22 protein-coding genes are annotated in these 25,631 nt (G+C 35.2%); 15 read left to right on the top strand and 7 right to left on the bottom strand.

The window, feature by feature from the left end:
* Nucleotides 1–106: 106 nt before the first annotated feature.
* The 4 genes from tatC to NBX25_RS24125 all read right to left on the bottom strand — a co-directional run bounded on the left by tatC (nucleotide 107) and on the right by NBX25_RS24125 (nucleotide 3,473).
* Nucleotides 107–934 carry a twin-arginine translocase subunit TatC gene (tatC, locus tag NBX25_RS24140; RefSeq protein WP_123911201.1) on the bottom strand — a complete coding sequence of 276 codons (828 nt, stop codon included), beginning with the start codon at nucleotides 932–934 and terminating at the stop codon, nucleotides 107–109.
* Between the two features lie 216 nt (nucleotides 935–1,150).
* Entirely contained in the window at nucleotides 1,151–1,837 is a 687-nt protein-coding gene (locus NBX25_RS24135; RefSeq protein ID WP_250255770.1) for a type 1 glutamine amidotransferase domain-containing protein, read from the bottom strand.
* 97 nt (nucleotides 1,838–1,934) lie between these two features.
* The gene (locus NBX25_RS24130) at nucleotides 1,935–2,498 is read right to left on the bottom strand and encodes a Crp/Fnr family transcriptional regulator (protein ID WP_250255769.1); all 564 of its coding nucleotides are present in this window, start codon (nucleotides 2,496–2,498) and stop codon (nucleotides 1,935–1,937) included.
* A gap of 15 nt (nucleotides 2,499–2,513) precedes the next feature.
* A complete protein-coding gene (locus tag NBX25_RS24125) occupies nucleotides 2,514–3,473 on the bottom strand; it encodes a KpsF/GutQ family sugar-phosphate isomerase (protein WP_250255768.1) in 960 nt (319 codons plus the stop codon).
* Nucleotides 3,474–3,631: 158 nt separating this feature from the next.
* Between NBX25_RS24125 and recQ the strand changes: the two genes are divergently transcribed.
* The 10 genes from recQ (at nucleotide 3,632) to NBX25_RS24075 (ending at nucleotide 15,632) form a co-directional block, all read left to right on the top strand.
* Entirely contained in the window at nucleotides 3,632–5,836 is a 2,205-nt protein-coding gene (gene recQ / locus NBX25_RS24120) for a DNA helicase RecQ (RefSeq protein WP_123911205.1), read from the top strand.
* An 87-nt stretch (nucleotides 5,837–5,923) separates the two neighbouring features.
* Complete coding sequence (locus NBX25_RS24115) at nucleotides 5,924–6,373, top strand: hypothetical protein (protein ID WP_250255767.1); 450 nt, start codon at nucleotides 5,924–5,926, stop codon at nucleotides 6,371–6,373.
* Between the two features lie 370 nt (nucleotides 6,374–6,743).
* A complete protein-coding gene (locus NBX25_RS24110) occupies nucleotides 6,744–7,826 on the top strand; it encodes a glycosyltransferase (protein WP_123911207.1) in 1,083 nt (360 codons plus the stop codon).
* An 18-nt stretch (nucleotides 7,827–7,844) separates the two neighbouring features.
* The gene (locus NBX25_RS24105) at nucleotides 7,845–8,237 is read left to right on the top strand and encodes a cupin domain-containing protein (protein WP_250255766.1); all 393 of its coding nucleotides are present in this window, start codon (nucleotides 7,845–7,847) and stop codon (nucleotides 8,235–8,237) included.
* 99 nt (nucleotides 8,238–8,336) lie between these two features.
* The gene (locus tag NBX25_RS24100; RefSeq protein ID WP_250255765.1) at nucleotides 8,337–9,449 is read left to right on the top strand and encodes a helix-turn-helix domain-containing protein; all 1,113 of its coding nucleotides are present in this window, start codon (nucleotides 8,337–8,339) and stop codon (nucleotides 9,447–9,449) included.
* A 79-nt stretch (nucleotides 9,450–9,528) separates the two neighbouring features.
* Nucleotides 9,529–10,170: a DUF2306 domain-containing protein gene (locus NBX25_RS24095; protein WP_250255764.1), complete on the top strand. Its 642-nt coding sequence runs from the start codon at nucleotides 9,529–9,531 to the stop codon at nucleotides 10,168–10,170.
* Nucleotides 10,171–10,339: 169 nt separating this feature from the next.
* Nucleotides 10,340–10,681, top strand: a complete 342-nt coding sequence (locus tag NBX25_RS24090) for a hypothetical protein (protein ID WP_250255763.1) — start codon at nucleotides 10,340–10,342, stop codon at nucleotides 10,679–10,681.
* 127 nt (nucleotides 10,682–10,808) lie between these two features.
* Nucleotides 10,809–12,212 (top strand): dihydrolipoyl dehydrogenase, encoded by a 1,404-nt coding sequence (gene lpdA, locus NBX25_RS24085; RefSeq protein WP_123911212.1) that lies wholly within the window; start codon nucleotides 10,809–10,811, stop codon nucleotides 12,210–12,212.
* A 490-nt stretch (nucleotides 12,213–12,702) separates the two neighbouring features.
* A complete protein-coding gene (locus NBX25_RS24080) occupies nucleotides 12,703–13,545 on the top strand; it encodes a proline and serine-rich protein 1 family protein (protein WP_250255762.1) in 843 nt (280 codons plus the stop codon).
* Between the two features lie 131 nt (nucleotides 13,546–13,676).
* Nucleotides 13,677–15,632: a hypothetical protein gene (locus tag NBX25_RS24075; protein WP_250255761.1), complete on the top strand. Its 1,956-nt coding sequence runs from the start codon at nucleotides 13,677–13,679 to the stop codon at nucleotides 15,630–15,632.
* 125 nt (nucleotides 15,633–15,757) lie between these two features.
* Here NBX25_RS24075 and NBX25_RS24070 read toward each other — a convergent pair whose 3' ends face one another.
* On the bottom strand, nucleotides 15,758–16,204 hold the full coding sequence (locus NBX25_RS24070; protein ID WP_250255760.1) for a hypothetical protein: 447 nt from the start codon (nucleotides 16,202–16,204) through the stop codon (nucleotides 15,758–15,760).
* A gap of 127 nt (nucleotides 16,205–16,331) precedes the next feature.
* Here NBX25_RS24070 and NBX25_RS24065 point away from each other — a divergent pair, with 127 nt between their 5' ends.
* The 5 genes from NBX25_RS24065 to NBX25_RS24045 all read left to right on the top strand — a co-directional run bounded on the left by NBX25_RS24065 (nucleotide 16,332) and on the right by NBX25_RS24045 (nucleotide 23,696).
* Nucleotides 16,332–17,159: a CvfB family protein gene (locus NBX25_RS24065; RefSeq protein WP_123911216.1), complete on the top strand. Its 828-nt coding sequence runs from the start codon at nucleotides 16,332–16,334 to the stop codon at nucleotides 17,157–17,159.
* Nucleotides 17,160–17,386: 227 nt separating this feature from the next.
* Nucleotides 17,387–17,980: a TetR/AcrR family transcriptional regulator gene (locus NBX25_RS24060; RefSeq protein WP_250255759.1), complete on the top strand. Its 594-nt coding sequence runs from the start codon at nucleotides 17,387–17,389 to the stop codon at nucleotides 17,978–17,980.
* An 87-nt stretch (nucleotides 17,981–18,067) separates the two neighbouring features.
* Entirely contained in the window at nucleotides 18,068–19,435 is a 1,368-nt protein-coding gene (locus NBX25_RS24055) for a TolC family protein (protein WP_250255758.1), read from the top strand.
* Between the two features lie 6 nt (nucleotides 19,436–19,441).
* Nucleotides 19,442–20,503, top strand: coding sequence for an efflux RND transporter periplasmic adaptor subunit (locus NBX25_RS24050; RefSeq protein WP_123911218.1), 1,062 nt, complete (start codon nucleotides 19,442–19,444; stop codon nucleotides 20,501–20,503).
* Nucleotides 20,504–20,510: 7 nt separating this feature from the next.
* Nucleotides 20,511–23,696: an efflux RND transporter permease subunit gene (locus NBX25_RS24045; RefSeq protein WP_123911219.1), complete on the top strand. Its 3,186-nt coding sequence runs from the start codon at nucleotides 20,511–20,513 to the stop codon at nucleotides 23,694–23,696.
* Between the two features lie 331 nt (nucleotides 23,697–24,027).
* On the opposite strand, the gene NBX25_RS24040 is transcribed toward NBX25_RS24045, so the two are convergent.
* Entirely contained in the window at nucleotides 24,028–24,474 is a 447-nt protein-coding gene (locus NBX25_RS24040) for a KTSC domain-containing protein (RefSeq protein WP_068943585.1), read from the bottom strand.
* A 147-nt stretch (nucleotides 24,475–24,621) separates the two neighbouring features.
* Nucleotides 24,622–25,518 (bottom strand): retropepsin-like aspartic protease, encoded by an 897-nt coding sequence (locus NBX25_RS24035; RefSeq protein ID WP_250255757.1) that lies wholly within the window; start codon nucleotides 25,516–25,518, stop codon nucleotides 24,622–24,624.
* Nucleotides 25,519–25,631 lie beyond the last annotated feature (113 nt).

The raw sequence follows: 25,631 nt of genomic DNA, 5'->3' as shown, positions 1-25,631 counted from the left end.
AAATACATGTAGAAGAAGGGTTTAAAAAGGGTTAAAAAGAACATCCGGTTTTCAATTTTGAAAACCGGATGCTGATTGTAATATTTTTAAGGATTTTATATCCTGATTATTTCTGTACTACTGGAAGATTTCCATTGCTTTTCTGTACTCTTTTATAAGTAAAAGTACACATCATAATACTGAATTCATATAAGATAAGTAATGGGAAAGCGGCCATCAGCATACTTAATACATCCGCTGGAGTTATAATGGCTGCAACTACCATGATTAATACAATAGCATGACGACGGTAAGTCTTCATGAATACAGGAGTAAGAATTCCGATACTGGTAAGGAAATAGATCAGAATAGGGAACAGGAAAATAACCCCCATTCCTAAAACAACCTGTAAAAATAATGTCGTATAATCACTCAGGTCATAAAGAGGCACAATGATATCCGAAATTTTAAAGATTACCCCAAAATTAACCGCGAAAGGAAGAATTAAAAAGTATCCGCATAAAACACCGGTCATAAAAAGCATCCATACTGCATTAATAATGTATATTGAATTCTTTTTCTCTCTTGGATGTAATGCCGGGCTGATGAAACGCCATAATTCCCAAACGATATAAGGAAATGCAGCTACCATTCCACCAAAAACAGAAACGGCCATCATCACATTAAACTGCTGATACAGTCTTTGTACACGCACCGGAAAATCTTTCGGAAGATGAATGCTATCTTCTCCCAAAATCATCCTTGAAAAGTGATTGACAATTTTGAAAGTCGGGAAATCATTTCTGGTAGGTCCAAAAAAGATATGGTCCATAATCCAGTTGATATTAAAACCAACCACAAAGGCTGCAACGATGATAGCAATAATTGAACGGACCAAGTGTCCTCTTAATTCTCCAATATGCCCCAGAAAGGACATGTCTTTTTTGTTGTCCATATAAATAGAATCTGTCAAAATACCAACCGTAAAGGCAAGCAGTTTAAGTCTGCGAAATTATGAAATAATAATCAGTATTTAGAATTTATTAGTCATGAATTTGTTAAGGTTGATGTTACAGATTGTTGACCTATTTATAAAGATAGGTTCGAATGTAAAAACAGACCCCTTAAAACAATTATTTCAAGAGGTCTGCCGTGCTCTATCCGGTTAAGGTTATTTTTCCAGAATCTCCAATACTTTTTCTGCTACAGCAGCTCCGGATTGTGGATTTTGCCCTGTTACCAGATTTCCATCTGCTACGGCAAAAGGAACAAAATCCTGGTCTGCTTTTACATAATGAGTGCCTTTGCTTTTCAATACATCTTCTGTAAGATAGGGCATATGATCTGCCAGTTCTGCTGCAATTTCTTCTGAATTTGAAAAGCCGGTTACCGTTTTTCCTTTAATCAGAAGTTCTCCATTGGAAAGGGTAATATTAAAAAGAGCTACAGCTCCATGACATACGGACGATACAATTCCTCCGTTTTCATATATATTACGGGCTATTTCCTGTAATTCTGTATTGTCAGGAAAGTCCCAAATTACTCCATGTCCACCTGCATAATAAATAACACTATAATCTTTAGAGTTGATATCACCTGGTCTTAAAGTGTTTCCTAATTTGTTTCTAAATGTATCATCAGCGTAATATTTCCAGTCTACAGGCTGTACAAACATTTGGAGGGAAATAGGATCGAGTGGAGTATACCCTCCTTTCGGACTTACAAAATCAATTTCATAGCCTTGTTCTTCCAGTTTTTCATAAAAATGAACTGCTTCGCCCAGCCATAAGCCTGTTGCTCTTTCCATATTAGGATATTTTTCCACACTTGTCACTACGATTAATGCTTTCTTTTTCATTGGTATTGTTGTTTAAAATTATAGAACAAAGATTGGATTTTTACAACACAATGATAAGGATATACCTCAAAAAAAAGATGTGACACATATCACATCTTTATAAATATAACCGGCTTAATGTTTCTCTTGAAACTCCCAGATAGCTTGCAATAAGCTGTTTCGGAATATGATCTATAAAACCTGGATATTGTTTTATAAAATCTTCATAACGCTCTTTGGCAGATTTACTCATTAACGAAAGAATCCTCTGTTGTAAGGCAACGTAGCCGAAATTAGATTTTACCCTGAAAAAATGTTCCATCACAGGAACTTTTGAACAAAGGATATTTAAATCTTCAAATGATAGGGCATGTACTTCAGCATCTTCAATGCAATCAACAGCCAATGATGAGGTTTCCTGCTTAAAAAAGCCTGCGAAATCAGAAATCCACCAGTTGGCCGCTGCAAACTGAAGAATATGTTCTTTTCCTGTATGATCTATGAAACTGCTTTTAAGAATACCTTTTTCTATTAGAAAAATTTCATGTACAGGCTGGTGTTCCTGTATCAAAAACTGTCTTTTCCTGAATCTTTTTTCTACAAAAAAGCCTTGAATCATCTCAAATTCATCATCCGCGAGGGTAACAATTTCCTGAATATGTTCTTTTAGAAAATGGTTCATCTTAACAATCGATGATTAATTGATTCCTTCATCAAGCAATGTATGCAGATCAATAATCCCGAAATACTTTCCGTTTTCGGTGACTACCAACTGACCGATGTTATTCCCTTTTAAAATTTTCATGGCTTCTTTCGCAAGGGCATCCTTTTCAATAGTTCTTGGATTGGAAGACATAATGTCTTTCGCCAAAACTTTAGTGATCTCTTCTCCTTTCATCAGCATTCTTCTCAAATCCCCGTCGGTAATCACTCCAATAATCTGATCTTCATTAGTAACAACCGTAATTCCATGACTTGATGCACTGATGGAAATAATAACATCTCTAATGGTAGCTTCTTCTGAAACCTGAGGCTTCTGTGAAGAAAGAAACTGTTCAACCTTTGAAGTCAGATTTTTACCCAGGCTTCCTCCAGGATGGAACTTCGCAAAATCATTCGCTTTGAAATCATTCAATTCCATTAAAGCGACAGCAAGCGCATCTCCTAATGCCATTTGAATTGTAGTAGAACTTGTAGGAGCGAGTTTATTAGGACACGCTTCTACATCAACATGTGTATCCAGAATAATTTCTGAAACTTCAGCAAGTTTACTGCTTTTGTTTCCGGTCATTCCGATCAATGCTGAAGAATAATCCCTCAAATAAGGAACCAGATTTGCTATTTCAGGAGAATTTCCGGAATTGGAGATACAAAGTACCACATCCTGTTTCTGGATCACTCCAAGGTCACCATGAATCGCTTCCGAAGCATGCAAAAATTGTGATGGAGTTCCCGTAGAGTTCAGAGTAGCAACAATTTTATTGCCTACATGGGCTGATTTTCCGATTCCTACTACAATTAGTTTTCCTTTGGCAGAGTGAATAATTTCTACTGCCTGTGCAAATTGGTCGTCAATTCTGTTTTTTAACTTTTCTAATTCTGAAATTTCAATTTCTAAAGTGCTTTTAGCAATTGATATAATGTTGGTTCTATCCATTTTATGACGATAAGGTATACAAAAAAGTTTTCTAAAAACGTTATATTTTAAAAACAATATTTAATATAAATTTTATTTTTTATAAATTCGTTCGCTTTTATTTTAAGCAGAATTTTTATAACTTTGGGTTAGATGCAAATTTAGCAATTGAAAATTAGATGAGCGCAAAAAAAGCCAATTTATCAGGCGAATTGAAAAAGTATTTTGGGTTTTCTACATTTAAGGGACAACAGGAACAAATCATAGAAAATCTATTGAATGGGAAGGATATATTTGTTTTGATGCCTACAGGTGGTGGTAAATCATTATGTTATCAGCTTCCGGCACTTATTTCGGAGGGAACAGCAATTGTTGTTTCACCTTTAATAGCGTTAATGAAGAATCAGGTAGATGCCGTAAACGGGCTATCATCTGATGATGGGGTAGCGCATGTATTAAATTCATCATTAAACAAGACACAGACAAAACAGGTTTTTGACGATATTAAAAGCGGGAAGACCAAGCTTTTGTATGTAGCTCCTGAATCATTGATAAAAGATGATTATCTGGACTTTTTAAAAGAAGTTAAGATTTCTTTCTTTGCGATTGATGAGGCTCACTGTATTTCAGAGTGGGGACATGATTTCAGACCGGAATACAGGAACCTTAAACAGATTATTGATAAGATTGCCAATGTACCGGTGATCGCCCTTACGGCAACAGCTACGCCCAAGGTGCAGGATGATATTCAGAAAACACTGGGGATGACCAATGCTTTGGTCTTCAAAGAAAGTTTCAACCGTCCGAATTTATATTATGAGGTATGTCCTAAAATTAATATAGATAAGGAGATCGTTAAATTTATCAATCAGCATAAAGGAAAATCAGGGATTGTCTATTGTCTGAGCAGAAGAAAGGTGGAAGAATTCGCTCAGCTTTTGCAGGTCAATGGAATTAATGCCCTTCCTTATCATGCAGGTCTTGATCAAAAAGTGAGAGTAGCCAATCAGGATAAATTCCTGATGGAAGAAGTAGACGTAATTGTAGCTACCATTGCTTTTGGAATGGGAATCGACAAACCGGATGTACGTTTTGTAATTCACTATGACTTTCCAAAATCGCTGGAAAGTTATTATCAGGAAACTGGGAGAGCAGGAAGAGATGGCGGAGAAGGTCATTGTCTCGCATTCTATGATCCTAAAGATATCGAAAAACTAGAAAAATTTCTGGCCCAAAAACCTGTATCCGAAAGAGAAATCGGTTTACAGCTGTTGAATGAAGTGGTAGGTTATGCTGAAACATCCATGAGCCGAAGACAATATATTCTTTATTATTTTGGGGAAATCTTTGATCCGGTAAAAGGTGATGGCGCTCAAATGTGTGATAATTCATTCAATCCTCCAAAATTAAAAGATGCTACTTCTGATTTAACGAAGACACTCGAACTGATTAATGATACTGGAGAAAAATTCAAGGCAAAAGATCTTATTTCTGTTATTGTAGGGAAGGAAACTGCGGTTACTAAGTCTTATAAGCTGGAACAGAATCCTCATTTCGGTTTTGGAAAAGAAGAAAAAGATAACTATTGGAAAACCATACTGAGACAGGCAACCGTTCAGAATTTCTTACAGAAAGATATTGAAACGTATGGTGTTTTAAAGATTGCAGAAAAAGGAAGGAATGTATTGGCGGGTAAATCCAAAGATGTTTTCTTAATTGCTGAAGACAGGGAATTTGATCTTACACAAGCCAAGGCAGATAGTGATCAGTTACAGCAGCAAGCCGGAGGTGGTCTAGATCAAAAACTGTTTACCTTATTAAAGGAACTGAGAAAGAAAGTAGCCAAAAAGCATGGAATTCCTCCATATACCGTATTTATGGACCCAAGTTTAGAGGATATGACGGTTCAATATCCGATAACGGTAGATGAAATCAACAAAATTTATGGAGTAGGAGAAGGAAAAGCCAAGAAATATGGTAAAGAATTCGCCGATTATATTAAAACTTATGTTGAGGACAATAATATAGAACGTACCCAGGACATGGTATTGAAGCAGGTGGCCAATAAATCAAGCCACAAAGTTTTCATTATCCAAAGTACTGATAAAAAAATAGATCTGGAAGATATTGCAAGAGCAAAGAACCTTTCTATGGATGAACTTCTGAAAGAAATGGAAAGAATCGTTTATCAGGGGACCAAATTAAACATCGATTATTATATTGAAGATAATTTTGACGAAGATATTGTGGACGGCTTCATGGAATTCATGAACGAATCTGAAAGTGACAGCATGAAAATTTTGCTGGACGAATTTGGAGACGAACTGTCTGATGAAGAGGTAAGAATGCTGAGAATTAAGTTTATCAGTGACGTTGCCAACTAAGGAATGAAATATGAAAAAATAGTAAAAGCTCTTCAATTGAAGAGCTTTTTTGTTGTAGTTTAGTAAAAACGAATGCAATTATACTGAATGCAATTTTTAAAGAAAAACTACCTTGTCATTTTATTTTTTGTCATAATAGGTATCATTACTTACGACTACTTTTTTAGGCAGGATTTCAAGAATAACTATCAGAAAACCGGAGAATATGCTATTGGTACAATTCATGAAATTAAACCCTATGGAAGAGGTACTGGTTATAATTACCTTTACCTATTTAAGGTAGATAATAAAGAGTATAAAGGACGATGTGATGGAGAGATGCCTTTTTCTAAGGGACCACAAAATGTAGATAAAAGATTTCTGGTATTATATTTAAAGAATAATATTCATAGCAATGCTCTTTATATCAACATTCCTGTACATGATAGTATAAAAAATAATGCTGAATTAGAGAAATGGGTCTCAGAACATCCTGAAGTTAGATCTAAACTGGATTCAATTCCGGGTACTGGATGGTTCTTTGAAAACTATTTTTAGGATGATGAAATTGTGGATTTTCTTGCCACTGATGCAAGAATTTCTTTTTACATTCTAACTCATTTTTTTGAAAGTTTATATATACATTATAATATTCTATGTGCCTATATGGTTCGAAATTTTTTAAACCGAATAGGCACATAGATTTTACAAATAAGATGATTAATGATAATTAAAGATAAAAGTAGATTTTAACAGTATACAATTTTATCGGAGATAAAATCTTTGCGCCTTATAGCATTCACCTATTCTATAATCTTCGCGTCTTTGCGAATGCCAACCAATATATATTTAAAAATTGAGATTGTTTTACCAGCAATGCTAAAAGGAATATTTGACTTGTAATTAAACTTTTTAGTAACTTTAACTGATGAAAAAAATATCTGTCATATTTATTCTGCCGGACTTAGAAACCGGAGGCGCAGAAAGGATAGTTACCACCATAGCAAATCATCTTTCCAGGGATCGTTTTGAGCCTAAGATTTTGCTATTGCGTAAACAGGGCGGATATCTTGATTTTTTGAAAAAAGATGTTGAAATTATTGACATTAATACTGAAAGGATCAGACATTCTTTAAAACCTATTTTGGGAGAAATTTACAGAAGAAGACCAGATATCGTATTTTCCGGTTTTGGAGAAGTAAATGCCTATTTGTCGTTGTTTATCAAGCTTTTTCCAAGAACAAAATTTATCGCCAGGGAAACAAATGTAGTTACTCAACATGTGACGAGAAAGGAAATTAAATTCTTTTATCATTTTTACAATAACTATCAGAAAATCATTGCGCAAAGTGATGATATGATGAAGGATTTGGTTGATAATTTTAATATCAAAAAGAAAAAAATCGTTAAAATCAATAATCCGGTGGACTTTGATTTTATTGATGAAAAATTAAAGTTTTCTTTAAAACCCGAAGGATTTAAATACAATTATAAGAACGTAGTGGCCATTGGAAACTTATCGGCCAGAAAAGGATTTGATAACCTGTTAAAAGTGTTTTCAAGGCTGAAAAATGAAAATATCATGCTTCATATTCTGGGCGATGGAAAGGATAGAGAAGTGCTGCTTCAGATGAAGGAATTTTTAGGACTAAAAAATGTTATTTTCCATGGCAGACAAGAAAATCCTTATCAGTTCTTAAAGTATGCAGACCTGTTTATTCTTTCTTCAAGGTATGAAGGTTTTCCCAATGTACTTCTGGAAGCAGGAGCATGTGGAACCTATTCTTTAGCCAACAATTGTCCGGGAGGAATCAATGAGATCATTCAGCATAATGTGAATGGAGAAATTGCCAATATTGAAAATTATGAGGATTTTGCGCAGCAAATCATAAAAGTAATGCATGAGAACTATAATCGTGATGCTATAAAGAACTCCATTAAATCCAGATTTTCAAAAAATATTATTTTAGATGAGTATGAAAGGGTATTATTGGATCTAATTTATAAATAATTAATAGCACAAAGCCTTATGAAGAAAACAATTCCATGTATTGCTTTCATGCTGTTTTCTATAACGGTAATGGCCCAGAAAAGCCGGATTGCCAGAAAAGAATTATTGAAAGCTCCAATGAATCAAAAAGTCACTACTGCTGAAGTTCAGGAAATAACAATGCCGGGAGGGGAGACTGCTCCCAAACATTTACATCCATGTCCGGTTATCGGAATTATCAAATCCGGAGAGGCCATTTTTCAGATAGAAGGAGAAGAAAGTATTATTCTTCATGAAGGAGATGTCTTCTATGAACCTAAAAATGTTAACATTCTTCATTTTGATAATGCCTCAAAAGAAAAAGCACTAGTTTTTACGGCAATGTATCTGAAAAAAGGGTATGAAGAAAATATACAGTTTCTAAATAAATAATTGAAATAAGGTGGTCATTTTAACTGCTAATTCAGCTTGCGTAGGTGCTTTTTTATTTCGAATTTTTCGAGCCCCTGTAATTTAAATCAATTATTTAACATGATATTGGAAAGCATTGCTTTTTCGGGAATCGTTGTTGCATTCATGTGCATTGCTTTACTATTTTCCAAAAATAAAAATGTTTCTTCCGATTATTACCTTATCGTTTGGCTGTTGGTTGGTGCAGCTAACCTTGTATACTATTTATTTCCGTTTTTACTTTCTGAAAGGCTTCAACCATTTGGTTTTGCTCTTCCTGTGCTAAGTATGGGAATGCTTTATCTGTATGTTATTTCGATTACCTTTAATATCCCATTTCGTTTTGGGTATTTGATTAAGCACTCTGTATTTTTTATGGGGTATAATCTGTTTTTTATTGTTGTTTCAACGTTTTATAGCCAGATAGGGTTTAAAAACAGTATTCCTTATTTTATTGAAAAAGACCAAAATGGGATGTTGAATCTGATGACGTTTCCAATGGCTGTTGTGCCTGTGGTTTATATTGTTTTATGTTTTCTGGCCTTAAGAAAATATCAGAAAATGCTTCCTGAATATTATTCTGCTCTTGAAAAGATCAACCTTAACTGGCTGAAGTATATCATTGTTTCATTAATTATCCTTTTTATTGGGGTTTTCTGTATGATTGCTTTAGGAACACGGACGGATATCATTCCTTTTGACAAAATCTTCCGGATCGTTGCGGTGGTGCAAAGCGGATATTTGTTCTGTATTGTATTCTTTAGTTTACGACAAAGTCTTGTGTTTCATCAGCAGGGAAAGCTGGATATGAATAATGTTGCTGCCAAAGAAGAGAAAATCAATATTCTGGATAAAAATGGCTCTGATACTGTATCTCAAAAGCTGTTAAAGTTTATGGAAACAGAGAAACCTTACCTTGATGAGGAGCTGAGCCTGCAAAAATTATCTTCGTTAATGAATATATCCACTCATCAACTTTCACAAACGATCAATCAGGCACTTCATACTAATTTTTACAAATTCGTAAACGCTTACAGAATAGAAGAGGTCAAGAAAAAATTGAGAGATCCTGAGTTTGAAAAGTATTCAATCCTGGGAATTGCTTTTGAATCAGGTTTTAATTCAAAATCTACTTTTAATAAGATCTTTAAAGAAGAAACCGGGATGACTCCATCTGAATTTAAGAAGTCCTGATCTATCATAAAAGGGTCCTAATCGATCATTTAGGACGATCATATTGATGTTTTATAGGATTTTTGCCATCAAAAAAACTATGGACACACCTCTTCATGTAAGCAACATCATTACACATGTTATCAGCGGAACCATTGCATTGATTGTTGGATTTTTAATCCTATTCAAAACAAAAGGAACACCAACCCATATAAAGCTCGGGTATCTTTTTATCTATTGTATGATGTTGGTAGTAGCCACAGGAGCTTTCGGAGTTATTGTATTTAAAAGAAATCTTTTTCTACTGTTAATTACAATTTTGGCGGCCTACAACACTTATTCTGGATTCAGAATCTTAAAAGAAAAAACAAACCGTTTTTATTGGAAAGACCTTTTGGCTATGTTAGGAGCGTTAACTATTGCTTTGGTGTTTATGTATTATCTCAAATTTATTGGCTTTTATTGGAATCCAGTGGTTATTTATTCAGGGGTAGGATATTTGCTGCTGGTGGTTTCGTATGATGTATTCCGTTATTGTATTCCGGCATCCCGCTATGGTAATCTTTGGCGATATGAACATTCTAGTAAAATGATAAGTGCAATGGGAGCTCTTTTATCAGCATTTATAGGAACTCTTCTTCCGGATTATAAACCTTATAGCCAGTTTCTTCCCTCTTTGGTAATGATCTTAATCATGATCTTTTTTAATATTAAAATCTATTTACGTTTAAAAATCAAATGACCCTTTAATCAACACTTTTCCTGAAGCTTTTATTTCCTCAGAATATTAGACTTAGCGAATAGAAATTCTTGAGAATAAAAACAAACATCATTTTTTGTATGCTATTGATCGTAACTTCATATTAATACGTTTTTAGTATTTTTGCGTTTCAAATAAAAATAGAATGAAAATGATTCCTAAAATAGGATGCGCTTGTGAAAAACCTGACCACAATTATACTGAATTTAGAAGTTCCGAACTAGGGGTAGACCACACTAACGGAAGATATGGGGAAGTAAGTATTCAACAGTGCAAGTTATGTCAAAGAATATGGATTCATTATTTTGTTGAATATGAGCATTATTCCAAATCAGGAAGATGGTACAAAGGAATTGTTTCGAAAAAAGACCGTTCACAGATAACCCCTAAAAACGCAGTGGAATATCTTGAGAATCTGGAATGGTATGTTTATGGAGGTTCGTTTTTTGAAAGCACAGGAACGATCGGAAAAGGTAAGCTACAGCTGGATTGATAACCGCGTTAAGGTATTTAAAATTTTTTGATCTCAAAATTGATAAAACTCACTTTGGTGCTTGGTAATTTATATGTAAATTTGTGAGACTTAAGATAGATAATAATAAACAAATTCATAAAATAACATGAGTCAATTCGATGTTACCGTAATAGGTTCTGGTCCTGGAGGTTATGTAGCTGCGATCCGTGCAGCACAGTTAGGTTTCAAAACAGCAATTATTGAAAAATATTCAACTTTAGGCGGAACTTGTCTTAACGTTGGATGTATTCCGTCAAAAGCGCTTCTTGACAGCTCTGAGCATTTCGAAAATGCAAAACATAATTTTGCAGGCCACGGAATCATCATCAACGAGCCTCAAGCGGATATCGCAAGAATGATCGAGCGTAAAAACGAAGTGGTAGATCAAACAACTAAAGGAATCAACTTTTTGATGGACAAGAACAAAATCACTGTTTTTGAAGGATTAGGAAGCTTTGAATCTGCTACTCAGATCAAAATCACTAAAAAAGACGGTTCTTCTGAAACAATTGAATCTAAATATACCATCATTGCAACAGGTTCTAAACCATCTTCTTTACCTTTTATTACTCTTGATAAAGAAAGAGTAATTACTTCTACTGAAGCTTTAAATCTTAAAGAGATTCCTAAGCATTTAGTAGTAATCGGAGGAGGAGTTATCGGTCTTGAATTAGGATCTGTATACTTAAGATTAGGAGCTCAGGTAACTGTAGTTGAGTTCATGGATAAAATCATCCCTGGAATGGATGGAGCTTTAAGCAAAGAATTAACTAAGGTTCTTAAAAAACAAGGAATGAAGTTTATGCTTTCTACTGCAGTTTCTGCGGTTGAAAGAAATGGAGATACTGTAAAAATTACGGCTAAAGATAAAAAAGGAGAAGAGGTAGTTGTAGAAGGAGATTATTGTTTAGTTTCTGTAGGAAGAAGACCTTATACAGAAGGTCTTGGTCTTGAAAAAGCAGGAGTAGAACTTGACGAAAGAGGAAGAGTAAAAACAAACGATCACCTACAGACTAATGTTGCCAACATTTACGCAATCGGAGACGTTATCAAAGGAGCAATGCTTGCTCACAAAGCTGAAGAAGAAGGAGTTCTTGTTGCTGAAATATTAGCAGGTCAGAAACCTCACATCAACTATAACTTAATTCCAGGTGTTGTTTATACTTGGCCGGAAGTTGCAGGAGTTGGTAAAACTGAAGAGCAATTGAAAGAGGAAGGGGTAGCTTACAAAGTAGGATCTTTCCCAATGAGGGCGTTAGGAAGAAGCCGTGCAAGTGGTGATACTGATGGTCTTGTGAAAATTATTGCAGACGAAAAAACGGATGAAGTTTTAGGAATGCACATCATTGGAGCAAGAGCTGCTGACCTTATTGCAGAAGGAGTAATTGCTATGGAATTCCGTGCAAGCGCTGAAGATATCGCAAGAAGTTCTCACGCTCATCCGACATATGCAGAAGCGATCAAAGAAGCTGCATTGGATGCTACAGCAAAAAGACCTATTCATATGTAATATCTGATTAAAGATTTAATCATTTAAATAGTAAAAGAGGAGCCATTGCTCCTCTTTTTTGTATTATATAGTTAAGGAATGTTTTGTCATTGCGAACCAAAAGTGAAGCAATATCAATTTTATATAGGTGTTGGAAATCGCAAAGCTGCAAAGTTTTCTTTAAGGTGCAAGGATTTTATCTGAGATAAAATTGAATGTAGATAGATGTTCTCGCAGGTTTTACTGATTAAGCAGATCAATTAAAAAAATAAAATAACGAAAGATAATTTGGATACATCTCGTTTGCAGGGAATCTTTGATTCTCTTGCGTCTTGAAACATTATATTATTTAAACTCTTTACGTTGCTCCAACCACTTTATTAATTGTAATAGTAGAACATCTTTTTTATTCCTACATATCAGATAGAAACCAAGGGTAAGAATTTCAGTTTTGATGATATAATAAACCTTTTTTGGCATAGAAATGGAGATTGATTTTTGAAAATTAAATATGAAGAAAATTTTTATCAGCTTAATGCTTTTGATTGGAATGAGTTCTTTTGCTCAAGAGGCGGGGAAAGCGGGGGAATTATTAAAAAATGAAGCTTCTAAAGCCGAAATGAAGGAGGCGAAAGGAATGAATGATAAAAATAAAGCACCTGATTATAAGACCTGGGGACCCATCATTCCGGATAGAGTCAAAAACTATAAGTATATACAGAAAAACTACGGCTATGCAGAAGTTTTTTTGAGAATTCCTGAACAAGGTTTTTTCACTGTAGAGGTTGGAGATCAGGTGATCGCTAATGGTTCCGGCAAATATCGTTTTTTTGATCTTCAATTCGGGAAAATGCCAATATCAATTTATGAAAATGGCTTCTTAATCTATAGAACTTCATTGATGCTTCGAAATAATAACAGAATGATGTTAGACTTTTTTATCAATGAAGGGTTGTATCTGCTGGATTCATATCCGATACAGGGACAATATGCATTTAATGATTGGAACGATCTATGGAACAACCCTTACGGAAATCAATCCGGAAATTGGAATAATTCAGGAAATGTGATGGATAATGCTACTTTCCGACAATTTTTTGAAATGCTGCAGAGAACCGAAAAATTTGACGATGGAAAAGTTGCCTTGATTAATCAACAGATGAAAAACTCTATGTTTACCGCTGCACAGATAAGAGATCTGGTAAAATCATTAAGCTTTGATAAGAATAAATTAATAGTGGCAAAATCAATGTATTTGAGTTGTGTAGATAAGAATAAATATTTCATGGTGTATGAAGCCTTTGATTTTGAAAACAGTAAAAGAGAGCTCAGGGATTATATCTCCAGTTTATAAGAAGTAAGAGAAGCGGTTGCTTCTCTTTTTTGTGATTTATCTCATAATAATAAGAGTGTTTATTTATTTTTATTTAGAAAAAATATAAATAAATTTATTGCTTAATATTTAATAACCTAAAATTCTATTTTATGAGAAGATCTTTATGGGTATTGAGCTTTGTACTCTCACTCATGGCATGCAGTTTTGTAAATGCACAGCTACAGGATGTGATAACCCTTAAAAAAATTGAAGTCTACGGGCAGCAGCAGACTTCTAATGTAACCCTTTACAAAAATGCACCGGTCACCATAAAGGTATCGTATTCTGTATTGAAGCAAACCCCTTCATTTACTAAAATTGCGTCCTCTGTATATTTTGTTGCTGATATGGCAACAGGTTCTCCACTGCAGATTCATGTCCATTCAGGGCCAGGATTTCCGGTTTCAGCTGGGGAAAAGCAGGATTATGAATTCTACACAGTAGTACAGAATGCATCAATGCTGATTAAATCTTTTAACTCAGGTAATTTATACTTAAGATTATTTTCTTCGTCAGATGGGGTCCTTGCTTATTCTAATAAGTTTACTACAACTTTTTCCGATCCTACCGTGTTAAACAATACAATTAGTATAAGTGGTAATGCCAATTATATGGAAAGTGGTCCCACTATTACTGGGTCTGCACCTAGCGTAATGCCATCCGGAGGAAATGTTAAATACTATTGGCAGAAAAGAGAAGTATCTGCTAATCCAAAATTTGCCAGCAGCTGGCAGAAAATAAATGTGAATGCACAACACTATACACCAACGGCCGCTATGAACCAGACCCGTTATTTCATGAGAAGGGCTGTAGAAACAGATCAGTTTGGGACTTATTTCAGCAATGAAGTTGAAGTGAAAGTGAATGTAGGGAACAATCTTCTTGAATTAAGAATGGATGGCGTTACCAGCTCACTTTATATTAAAGGGCAAAAAGGAGCTGGAGGTGATGGAACTGCTTTAATGACCTATAAATGGCAGGAGAAATCCAATTCGACATGGAACAATATTACAGTTCCATCGGGAGATGATTTTATGTTATCTATTCCTTCTACGGCAATTCCGAAATATTATCGCAGACTTATTTCATCACCAGGACTTCCGGATAGTGTAAGTAACGAAATTGAAGTTTTACCGGGTATTCATAACAATACGATCATTAGAACTAAGAATCCGATGTTAGATGTATTTTACGAGGGAGATAAACTCTTACCGGGACAAATTCCTATGGAAGGAAGGTTAACAACTGGTGATACATTTTATACTACTGAAAAACCACTGACTTATCAATGGCAGAAAAAAGAACAAAACACTGCTTGGGAAGATATTGCCGGAGCTAATGGCAGATATTATGATATTAATATTCCGGTATATGACGGTACCGAGTTCAGAGTGAAGTGCAATACACCAAATTTAGGAGATTCTTATAGTAATGCCATCAGCTTTGCTATTTCTCATTTCCCGGCTATTGAAAATAATACCATTCAGTTTGATCCCGGAAATGTTGAGAATATTCTTGGAACGATTCCCACTGGAGGAGACGGCAATTATCAATACTATTGGGTGGTAGATATATATAAGGAGGAATCAATAGGAGCTTTGCCTACATTGATCCATACCCAGAATAGTACAATTGAGGAACAGGCAAGCAGATATCCTATTACTCATGATGAATATTATTTCACCCGCTATGTAATATCAGATGGGGTGTGGAAAGCTTCAAATACCCTGAAATATTCTTATACTAATGGTGTCCTTCTTAAGCAGGCTCTTCAGGCCCGAAATTTAAAGATGGCTGTAAATGAATCTGAAAAGAAAATTTTGGTAACGGAAAATAAGGGCGAAGTAGTATTTAATTTTAAAAATTACAATAAGGAGAATGCTCAGATCTATATAGTAGGTCTAAACGGAATGAAAGCAGAGAAAATTATGACAACCACCATTGAAGGTGATAATTTTGTAAACAGCTGGCAAGTTCCTCATAGCTACCTTCCTGGAGTTTATATTTATAAAATTATATTGAACAATGGAGAAGTAAAAAGTGGAAAGGTAATTTTGAAAAAATAATAAGAGAAGAGGAGCAGTATAAACTGTTCCTCTTTTTTTAGAAAAAATGGTATGCCCCCTTTAGAGTATTCTTTATAATTCAAATAATGGTTAAACATTATCCGGAATTTAGTAAGTAGGTTGCTCTACATAATCTTCATTTTATCATAAAATTTTGAATGGCTGGGAGCAATATTGAATTGTATTCCAAAGGTGATTCCTTTAAAATATTTTTCTTTGTGTATAGGAAAAGCATATCCGGTATTAATAAAGAAGGCATTGAACAGGGAGATGCCAATTCTTGGTTCCAATGCATATTGGTTTATCGAAGTCCCATATAGCAAGCCATTATTGATGTAATAAATGTTGGCTTCCGGAATAAATTTATCAGTTTGATTGATGCGTGTATAAAGTATGGAGGGACCCAAAACTATAGATTGATGATTAGAATCTCCAAGTCTGAATTCAAGTCCGGCTTGTAAAACATTTCTTCCGGAATAGCGGTAGGCTAGGTTAACCGCTGTTCTATCCAGAACTTGTGCATGAGCGGTTATGATAGAAAGAAGAAAAGCCACAGCAAAATACTTTTTCATAATTTTAGATTTTTTATTTAAATATAAGGGTTTTGAAGGCTGTCTGAAAGATAAAATGATTCTTAAAAGTATTCACTAGGTTATAATCTTCAAATTTCCGTACCTTTGTCAGCTAATTTTATCATCAATGCAACTCGGAAAAACTCAGACTTTACAAATTTCAGAAAAACTCAATTCAGGATGGATCTTAATAGATGAAGAATCCGGTGAAAAAGCTTTTCTTCCTAAAATCTTCATTCGTGAAGAGCAGGAAGTAGGAGAGTATGTAGAAGTTTTTGTATATCAGGATGATGATAAATTGAAGGCTACCACTGAAATTCCGTTGGCAGAAGTAGGGGAATTTGCAGTAATGAGCTGTGTACAAAGTCTTCCAAGTGGTGCTTTTATGGATTGGGGAATTATTAAAGACCTATTTATTCCTTACAAACAGCAGAAAACTAAGATTATTGAAGGCAAAAGATACCTTGTTTATCTTTACGTAGATGAGGATATGAAGCTGATTACCGGAACAACAAAGTTCAAAAGAAATCCTCAATATCAGGATCTTCCGTTCAAAAAAGGAGATAAAGTAGACCTTATTATGATGAATGAAAGTGAACTGGGATGGAATGTCATCATTAATAAACAGTATATTGGTTTGATATATGCTTCTGATGTTTTCAAAAAACTATATCCGTTGTCAGAGGAGAAAGGATTTATCAAGGTTATTCGTGAAGACGGGAAAATTGATATTTCCCTGCAGCCGGAAGGATTTGAAAACATTGATGAATTCAAACAAAAGATTTTGGACAAATTAGAAGAAAATTATGGACTTCTGTATGTTTCAGATAAATCTTCTCCTGAAGAGATCAAGGATGAGCTTCAGATGAGTAAAAAGAATTTTAAAAAAGCAATCGGAGGACTTTATAAAGATAAGATTATCGATATTTTAGACGACAAAATCAAATTACTATAAAATTAAAAAGAGCAGAATTTTCTGCTCTTTTTTGTTGATACCTATTTCTAAAACTCTTTTAGAGTGGAACTTCTATAGTATTCACTACAATACTATGCAATCTTAAAAACCAAACCTTTGTTTCAAAAACATGATGCATATCATAACAATTTAGTTTAATTTTTTTGTTTAACAATTTTGTCAAAAACAAAATTCGATATACATTTGCACAAATTTGTTTAACAAAAATGTCAAATCAAGCAAAAAAAGACCAAACACAGGAATTGATCAAGGAGACAGCGAAGAAATTATTCTTTGTGAAAGGAAAATTTGATGCTACTACGCAGGAGATTGCCGATGAAGCAGGAGTGAATAGAACCCTTATAAATTATTATTTCCGATCAAGAGACAAACTGATTCAGATCATCTTTGATGAAGCTCAGAAAGTAGAGGAGGAAAAATCAAAGATCATTCAGAATTCGGATCTTCCATTTAAGGAGAAGATCAGTAAGTTTATAGAAAGCAGCCTTTCTACGAGCCTTCAATATCCATACCTGGAAACTTACATCGTTTCACAGATCAATAAAGGAACCTGCCATCACCGAGAAATAGAGGAAGATATCCTGGAAAAAATGTACAGTAATATTGAAAAAGAAATGGAATTAGGGAATATTGAGAAAATGGCCCCTGTTCAGTTTATTCTGAATATGGTTTCACTATTGGTATTTCCAAGTGCCGTAAGACCCTTATTTATGGAGAATTTATTGATTAGTGATGAGGAATATGATAAGATTATTTCCGTGAGAAAAGAGATCATTCTGAATATGTTATTTAAAAATTAAAAAAATCTAAAGTATTTCTTAAAATGATTCGTCAGTTAGAAATAAAACAAGGATAAAAATTAAAAAAATAAACGAAGTATAAAAATTATGAAAAGAAAACGTATAACTGCTATAAAGCTAAAGATTGGGATAGCTGCAGCATTTATGATTTTCGGTTTTTCATCAGTGTCTGCCCAGCAGCAGGTTTCTCTGCAAGAAGCAATAAAACAGGCACTCCAGAATAAGGCAGAAGCTAAAAAAGCAGCCTTACAGGTTAAAAAAGCCGAATATAAGATTGATGAGGCCAGAGCTGGGGCCTTACCTCAGATAAGTGCGACGATCAATAACACGTACAATCCTATTTTACAAAAAACGGTTCTTCCGGGAGAGATTGTAGGTAAACCAGGAGAGCTTATTCCCGTTGCTTTCGGAACCAAATGGCAATCTGTGAATGTGGTTACTCTTAATCAAAATATTTTTGATCAAAGAGTTTTTATCGGTCTTAAAGCTGCTAAATCAACACGTGAGTTTTACCTTTTGAACTCTGAGCTGACGAATGAACAGATCATTGAAAATGTTGCTACAGCATATTATCAGGTATTTGTTCAGGAGGAAAATCTGAAAACGATACAAGAAAGCTATGCTAATACAGAGCGAGTAAGAAATGTAATCAAAAGTTTGGTAGATAACGGATTAGCTAAGCCAATTGATCTTGATAGAACGAATGTTCAGCTTACCAATATAGGTTCTAATAAGCAACAATTGATTAATGCGGTAGAGGTTTCAAAAAATTCATTGAAGTTTTATATGGGAGTTCCTATTGAAAGCTCTATTGAACTTGAGGAAAAAGAAATTATCCCTAATCCTGAGCTATTGGCAACCAATGTGAATCTGGAAACCCGTTCAGAATTAAAAGTTTTAAATAAACAAAAAGAACTTTTACAATTCAACAAAAAAGCAACCATAGCCAACTTATATCCTACAGTGGGACTTACGGCTAACTATGGATGGCAAGGACTGGGAAATAAATTTCCTTATACTACAGGATCAAGCCAGGGAACAAACTGGGGGGATTACGCTTCAATTGGTTTAGCCATTAAGATTCCTATCTTTATGGGAGGAGCTACCAAGGCTCAAATCCAGCAGTCGGAAATTGATATCCAAGATCTGGATCAGGATATTCAAAACAAAAAGCTGAACCTGAGTTTAGATTATAAAAATGCTATTTCTAATATGGAAAACGCCATTATCAATATTCAAAGCACGAAAGATAATGTGGATCTTGCAGAAAAAGTACAAAAAAATACCCAGTCTAACTACCAGTACGGTTTAGCAACACTTACTGAAGTACTAGATACTGAGAATTCTCTTACGCAGGCAAAACAAAACTATGCTAATGCATTGCTGGATTATAAGCAAGCTGAGATCAAGGTAATTAAAGCAAAAGGAGAGTTAAACACATTACAAAACTTATAATAAACAATGAAAAAAACTTTAATATATATCATCGTAGCAGCTGTACTCGTAGGGCTGGCAGCTTACAAGATTGCTGGTAACAAAGAAAAGCAGACTCAGGAAGTAAAAGAGGTTGCCAAGCAGGTAGATAAAATCAACGTTAATATTGTAACGGTAGCAAGAGAAAATATCGATACAGACTATTCTGCGAACGGGACATTTTTACCTAAGCAGGAAATGAATCAGGCTTCTGAAATTTCAGGACGTATTGTGAGTGTGTTGGTAAAAGAAGGTTCAAGAGTAGGAGCAGGACAGGTATTAGCAACTATTAAAAGAGATGCTATCGAAGTAGATGTTACCCAGGCTCAGAATAACTTACAGAATGCTATCATCGACAACCAGCGTTACGAAAATGCATACAAAACAGGTGGAGTTACGAAACAACAGCTTGATAACTCAAGACTGCAATTGAAAAATATGCAGGCTGCAGTGAAAGCTCAGGGAGTTAAAGTAAATGATACAAGTATCCGTGCGGGAATCAGTGGTACAGTTAACAAAAAAATGGTTGAGCCTGGAACTGTAGTCTCTCCGGGAACAGCAATGTTTGAGATCGTTAATATCAACAGCTTAAAGCTTTCTGTTTTAGTAGATGAAAGTCAGGTTGGAAAAATTCAGTTAGGTCAGGAAGTTCCCATTAATGTTAACGTATTACCTGAAGATTCTTTCGTAGGTAGAATTACATTTATCGCTCCCAAAAGTGATGCTTCTTTGAATTTCCCTGTTGAGATTGAAGTTCAGAACAGAGGAAACCTAAAAGCCGGTATGTATGCAACAGCTACCTTTAAAACAAACCATGGGGCAGAAACTCAGAATATGCTGACTGTTCCTGCGGAAGCGTTTGTAAATGGAGTAAGCTCAGGACAATTATTCGTAGTTGAAAAGGGTGTAGCTAAATTGATTAAAGTAACTGTTGGTAAAATTTACGGAGATAAAGTACAGGTGTTAAGCGGACTAAACGGTGGTGAGCAGGTGGTAACCAGCGGACAGATCAACCTAGATAACGGATCTAAAGTAAACATTATAAAGTAATCGGTTTATGAAGTTAGCAGAAATATCGATTAAAAGACCCTCGTTGGTAATTGTATTATTTACAATTCTGACGCTGGGAGGTATCCTGAGTTATACACTCATGGGATACGAATTGATTCCGAAATTTGAAACCAACATGGTAACCATTTCCACGGTGTATCCGGGAGCTTCGCCAGCAGAGGTGGAGACCTCCGTCACCCGGAAGATTGAGGATGCCGTAGGTTCTTTGGAAAACGTAAAAAAAGTAGAATCTTCTTCATACGAAAGTTTATCCGTTATCATGGTTCAGCTGAACAATGGAGCAGATGTTGACTTTGCCTTGAATGATGCACAGCGTAAGGTAAATGCTATTTTGGCTGATTTCCCTAAAGACGTAAAAGCACCATCACTGAATAAATTCTCTTTGGATGATTTACCTATTATCACAATGAGTATTTCATCAGATAAACTGAACAGCAAGGATCTTTATGACTTATTGGATAAAAAGATCGAACCGATTTTCTCCCGTGTAAATGGAGTAGCACAGGTTGATCTTGTTGGGGGACAGGAAAGAGAAATTCAGGTGAATCTTGATGAGAAAAAATTGCAGGGGTATGGCCTTTCAATAGGAGATGTACAACAGGCGATTCTTTCATCAAACCTTGATTTCCCTACAGGAAGTTTGAAAACAAGAACTACAAAATCTACAATCAGACTATCCGGAAAATATAAGTCTACGGAGGAAATGAACAATCTTGTGGTTTCTAACAAAAACGGAGCGCAAGTACGTTTATCTGATGTTGCAACCGTTTTTGACTCTCAGAAAGATGTTGAGAAAGTAGCAAGATTCAATCAGTTTCCGACTATCTTAATGCAGGTGAAAAAGCAGTCTGATGCGAATGCGGTAGCTGTATCTGAAAGTGTTCAGAAAACAATTAAGACAGTAGAAGAAGCATATAAAATTCAGGGAATAAAAGTAAAAGTAGTCAATGATACTACAGACTTTACCCTGGAATCAGCGAATCACGTTATTTTCGACTTATTCTTAGCGATTATCCTTGTGGCTATCGTAATGCTATTGTTCCTTCACAGTATCAGAAACGCATTTATCGTAATGGTTTCTATCCCGGCTTCATTGGTGGCAGCGTTCATCGGAATGAACCTTATGGGATATACTTTGAACCTTATGAGTTTACTAGGGCTTTCCCTTGTGGTAGGTATCCTGGTGGATGACGCGATTGTGGTACTTGAAAACATTTACCGTCACATGGAGATGGGTAAAAGCAAGATCAGGGCAGCCTATGACGGAGCATCAGAAATCGGATTTACAGTAGCAGCGATTACTTTGGTAATTGTGGTAGTATTCTTACCGATTGCGATGAGTTCAGGTCTTGTAGCGAACATCCTGGCACAGTTCTGCGTCACGGTAGTTATTGCGACCTTATTATCATTACTAGCATCATTTACTATTATTCCTTGGTTGTCATCAAGATTTGGTAAACTGGAGCACTTAACAGGTAAAAACTGGTTTGAGAAATTTATCCTTTGGTTTGAAGGATTAATCGACAAATTTACACACTGGATTACAGATATCCTTGAATGGTGTCTGAAAACAACATTGAGAAGAATTTCAACAGTGGTGATTACATTCATTGTCTTAATCAGTTCATTCTCATTAGTAATCTTTGGATTCATTGGAGGAGAATTCTTCCCGCCGATTGACCGTGGTCAGTTCTTGGTGCAAATGGAGCTTTCAAAAGATGCAACGATTGAAAAAACCAACCAGCTAACCCTGGATGTAGAGAAATTCTTAAGAAATGATAAAGATGTTGTAGACCTGATTACAACGGTGGGGCAGCAATCAACAGGTTTTGGTGGTGCTCAGGCAACTACTTACCAATCTGAGGTTCAGGTAAACTTAACAGATAAGTCTGAACGTTCTGAAAGTACCAATATCAAAGCGGCAAAAGTAAAAAGAGCATTAGAAGAGAAATTCACAGGAGTGGAATTCAAAACAGCTCCAATTGGGATCATGGGTGCGGAAAATGCTCCGATTGAAATGGTAGTAACTGCTCCGGATAATGAAACGGCTGTAAAAGAAGCTACAAGAATCCTTGAATTGTTGAAAAAAGTTCCGGGAGCAGTAGATGCAGAATTATCTACGGACTCTGGTAACCCTGAAGTACAGGTAACACTTGACAGAGATAAAATGGCTTCTTTAGGCTTAAACCTTTCAAGTGTAGGACAGACAATGCAAACCGCATTCAACGGAAATACAGATGGGAAGTTTAAAGCCGGAGAATATGAATATGACATCAACATCCGTTTTGGTGACTTCAACAGACAGTCTATTGATGATGTTAAAAACCTGATCTTTACAAATCCTCAGGGACAACAGGTTCGTTTAAGCCAGTTTGCTGATGTTAAAATGGGTTCAGGACCAAGTTTGCTTGAGCGTAGAGATAAATCTCCATCTGTAAAAGTAAGAGCTAAAGCAGTAGGTAGACCAGTAGGAGACGTAGCTAACGAATGGGCTGCCAAATTTATGAACGGTAAAAAACCTATTGGTGTAGACTACATCTGGAGTGGTGATATGGAAAACCAACAGGAAGGTTTCGGTACGTTAGGAATTGCTTTATTAGCAGCTATCGTATTGGTATACCTGGTAATGGTATCCTTATATGACAGTTTCGTATATCCTTTCGTGGTATTGTTCTCTATTCCGTTGGCGATGATCGGGGTAATGGTAATCCTTGCCTTAACCGCTAACTCATTGAACATCTTTACGATGCTGGGGATGATTATGTTGATTGGTCTTGTAGCGAAGAATGCAATTATGATTGTTGACTTTACGAATGCGAGAAAAGCAGCCGGAGCAACCACTCACGATGCATTGATTCAGGCTAACCACGCCCGTCTTCGTCCGATCCTAATGACAACGATTGCGATGATCTTCGGTATGTTACCGATCGCATTGGCAACAGGAGCTGGAGCAGAGATGAACAAAGGTCTTGCATGGGTAGTAATCGGTGGTTTGACATCGTCTCTATTCCTTACCTTGATCATTGTACCGGTAGTATACTCTTTATTTGACTCTATCCTAAGAAGAATGGGTAAAGACAATAAAGTAGACTACGAAGCTGAAATGAAGGCAGAATATGTACACAGAGAATTAAATGAAGATGGATTTACACCTAAGCATTTAGACAAATAAAATATCATATACCTTTAATTAATCGAAAGCGCCTCAGATTTTTCTGAGGCACTTTTTTTGTTTGACACGAATTCACGAATTTCTTATATTAAATAATATTATAGGATAAATAGTTAGTCCTTTTTAAGATCTTAATTCTTTTAAATATTACTATTCTATGTCTCTCTGTGGTTTAAAAAAATATAACCACATAGGTACATAGATTTACTGTGTGAAAATAAAGTTATTCGCGCATTGATGGCTATTAGAATCATTTTTTATTTTGAGTCTAGTTAATAAAAAAGGCTTCCAGTATAAACCGAAAGCCTTTATATATTGTAATTGAAAAAAATTAGTCTGCCATAGCCTCTCCAGCTTTTCTGAATACAAAGTTTCCGTAGATGTGTCTCCTTGCAAAACGGCTTGGAGAATCAGCATTCACCATTTTGATGTAAGTATTTCTCGGAACTCCCATATATTCATAGGTTTTTCCATTCAAATGCAGAACCGTTAAAATCGATTTTTCAAGATAAAAATCCTGAATGTTAGATTGAGTAATGGTTTCTGTATATTCTTCTTTATATTTTTCCTGAGTTTCAGGATTAATGCTTACCAGGAAATGATAGGCTTCGATCACAGACTTGCTTTTTGCTTCTGCTTCCAGTTTTCCTGCTTCATCATTGATAAATTTATCAGGATGTGTATCTTTCATCACATTTCTGTAAATGGTCTTTAACTCTTTTAAAGTTACATTTTTATCAACTCCAAGAAGTGTTCTGTGTTCACCTATTCGTTTCATATTTTGAATTCTTATTTTCGGGGTGCAAAATTAAGGAATTTAATTGAGAATATCATAACTTATTCATTATTAATTTATTTGGTGTTGTAAAGTGGGGGAGTTATCATGATTTCAAACAGATAGAATTTGTAGAGTTAGCTTGTACAGTTATTTAAACTCCGCATACAGATGTTTGTTCAGTTTAAAATAAATGAATCCGTTCTTAAAATCGATAATCGTATTAAACCTTTTTAAGAAAGCATTACCAAAAAATCCCGCCATTTTTTCTGAAGAATCAATGCCTTCCGTAGAGCTGGAAAGCGTAATCGGGACATTGTAAATAAATTTATGAGCAAATGTAATGGATGGGCAAAGAACCACTGGCATTTCATAAACAGAACCATCTGAGCCTTGCGCAGTAGCTTTTCCTATCGTTTTCATGGTGTTGGCTAAAGAATTTTTTTTGACATAAGGAGAAGCAATGGTAAGGGCGTCATCCGCACCGCTATCCAGACCAAAATACCCGGAATATTCTTTACCATTAACGGTTATAGAGCTTTCCACAGCAGGATAATTATCTATGAGATGAAGTTTCATTTTCTCGTATCCTGCAAAATCAATTGAGGGATCATTTTCATCAAAAAAACGAATCACATTTTTGTGGTAATCAATTTCAATAATCTTTCCTTTCATTAAATCTGTTCCGAAAACACCATCAAAATTAACATCCCCATAAGGAATGAGGGTAAATGAAACATCCGTTTTCTGGATATTTCCGAACTGAACGGTATTATGATTACTATAATCAACCGTATTTACTCCGTTTGAACCTTTGTTTTGAGCCTTTCCGTCAATTTTCAGATCTACTTTTTTCTTTGAATTGATATTAATGACAGATCCATCTGCTCCGGTATCAAACAAAAAGTTGACGTTTTCTGTTTTGTTTACTTTACAATGCAGGTAAATAGAATTGTTTTCCAAAGAAAAAGGAATTACTGTAGGATCCTTCTGAGCCGAAATAAATGTACTGACGAATACTGTTAAAAAAAGATAAATGAGTTTCATATGAGTGGTATTAGTCTCACGAAAATAAATCTATTGAACACCACAGCAAAAGAATATCAGTACATTAACCTTCCCTTAACCGTTTCCAATAATTAAAAGAAAAAGATCTCCAG

Source organism: Chryseobacterium sp. Marseille-Q3244 (assembly GCF_940807095.1).
In the GTDB taxonomy this organism is placed as follows: domain Bacteria; phylum Bacteroidota; class Bacteroidia; order Flavobacteriales; family Weeksellaceae; genus Chryseobacterium.
The sequence above is the reverse complement of the archived record's forward strand: the minus strand, read 5'-3'. Positions and strand labels throughout refer to the sequence as shown.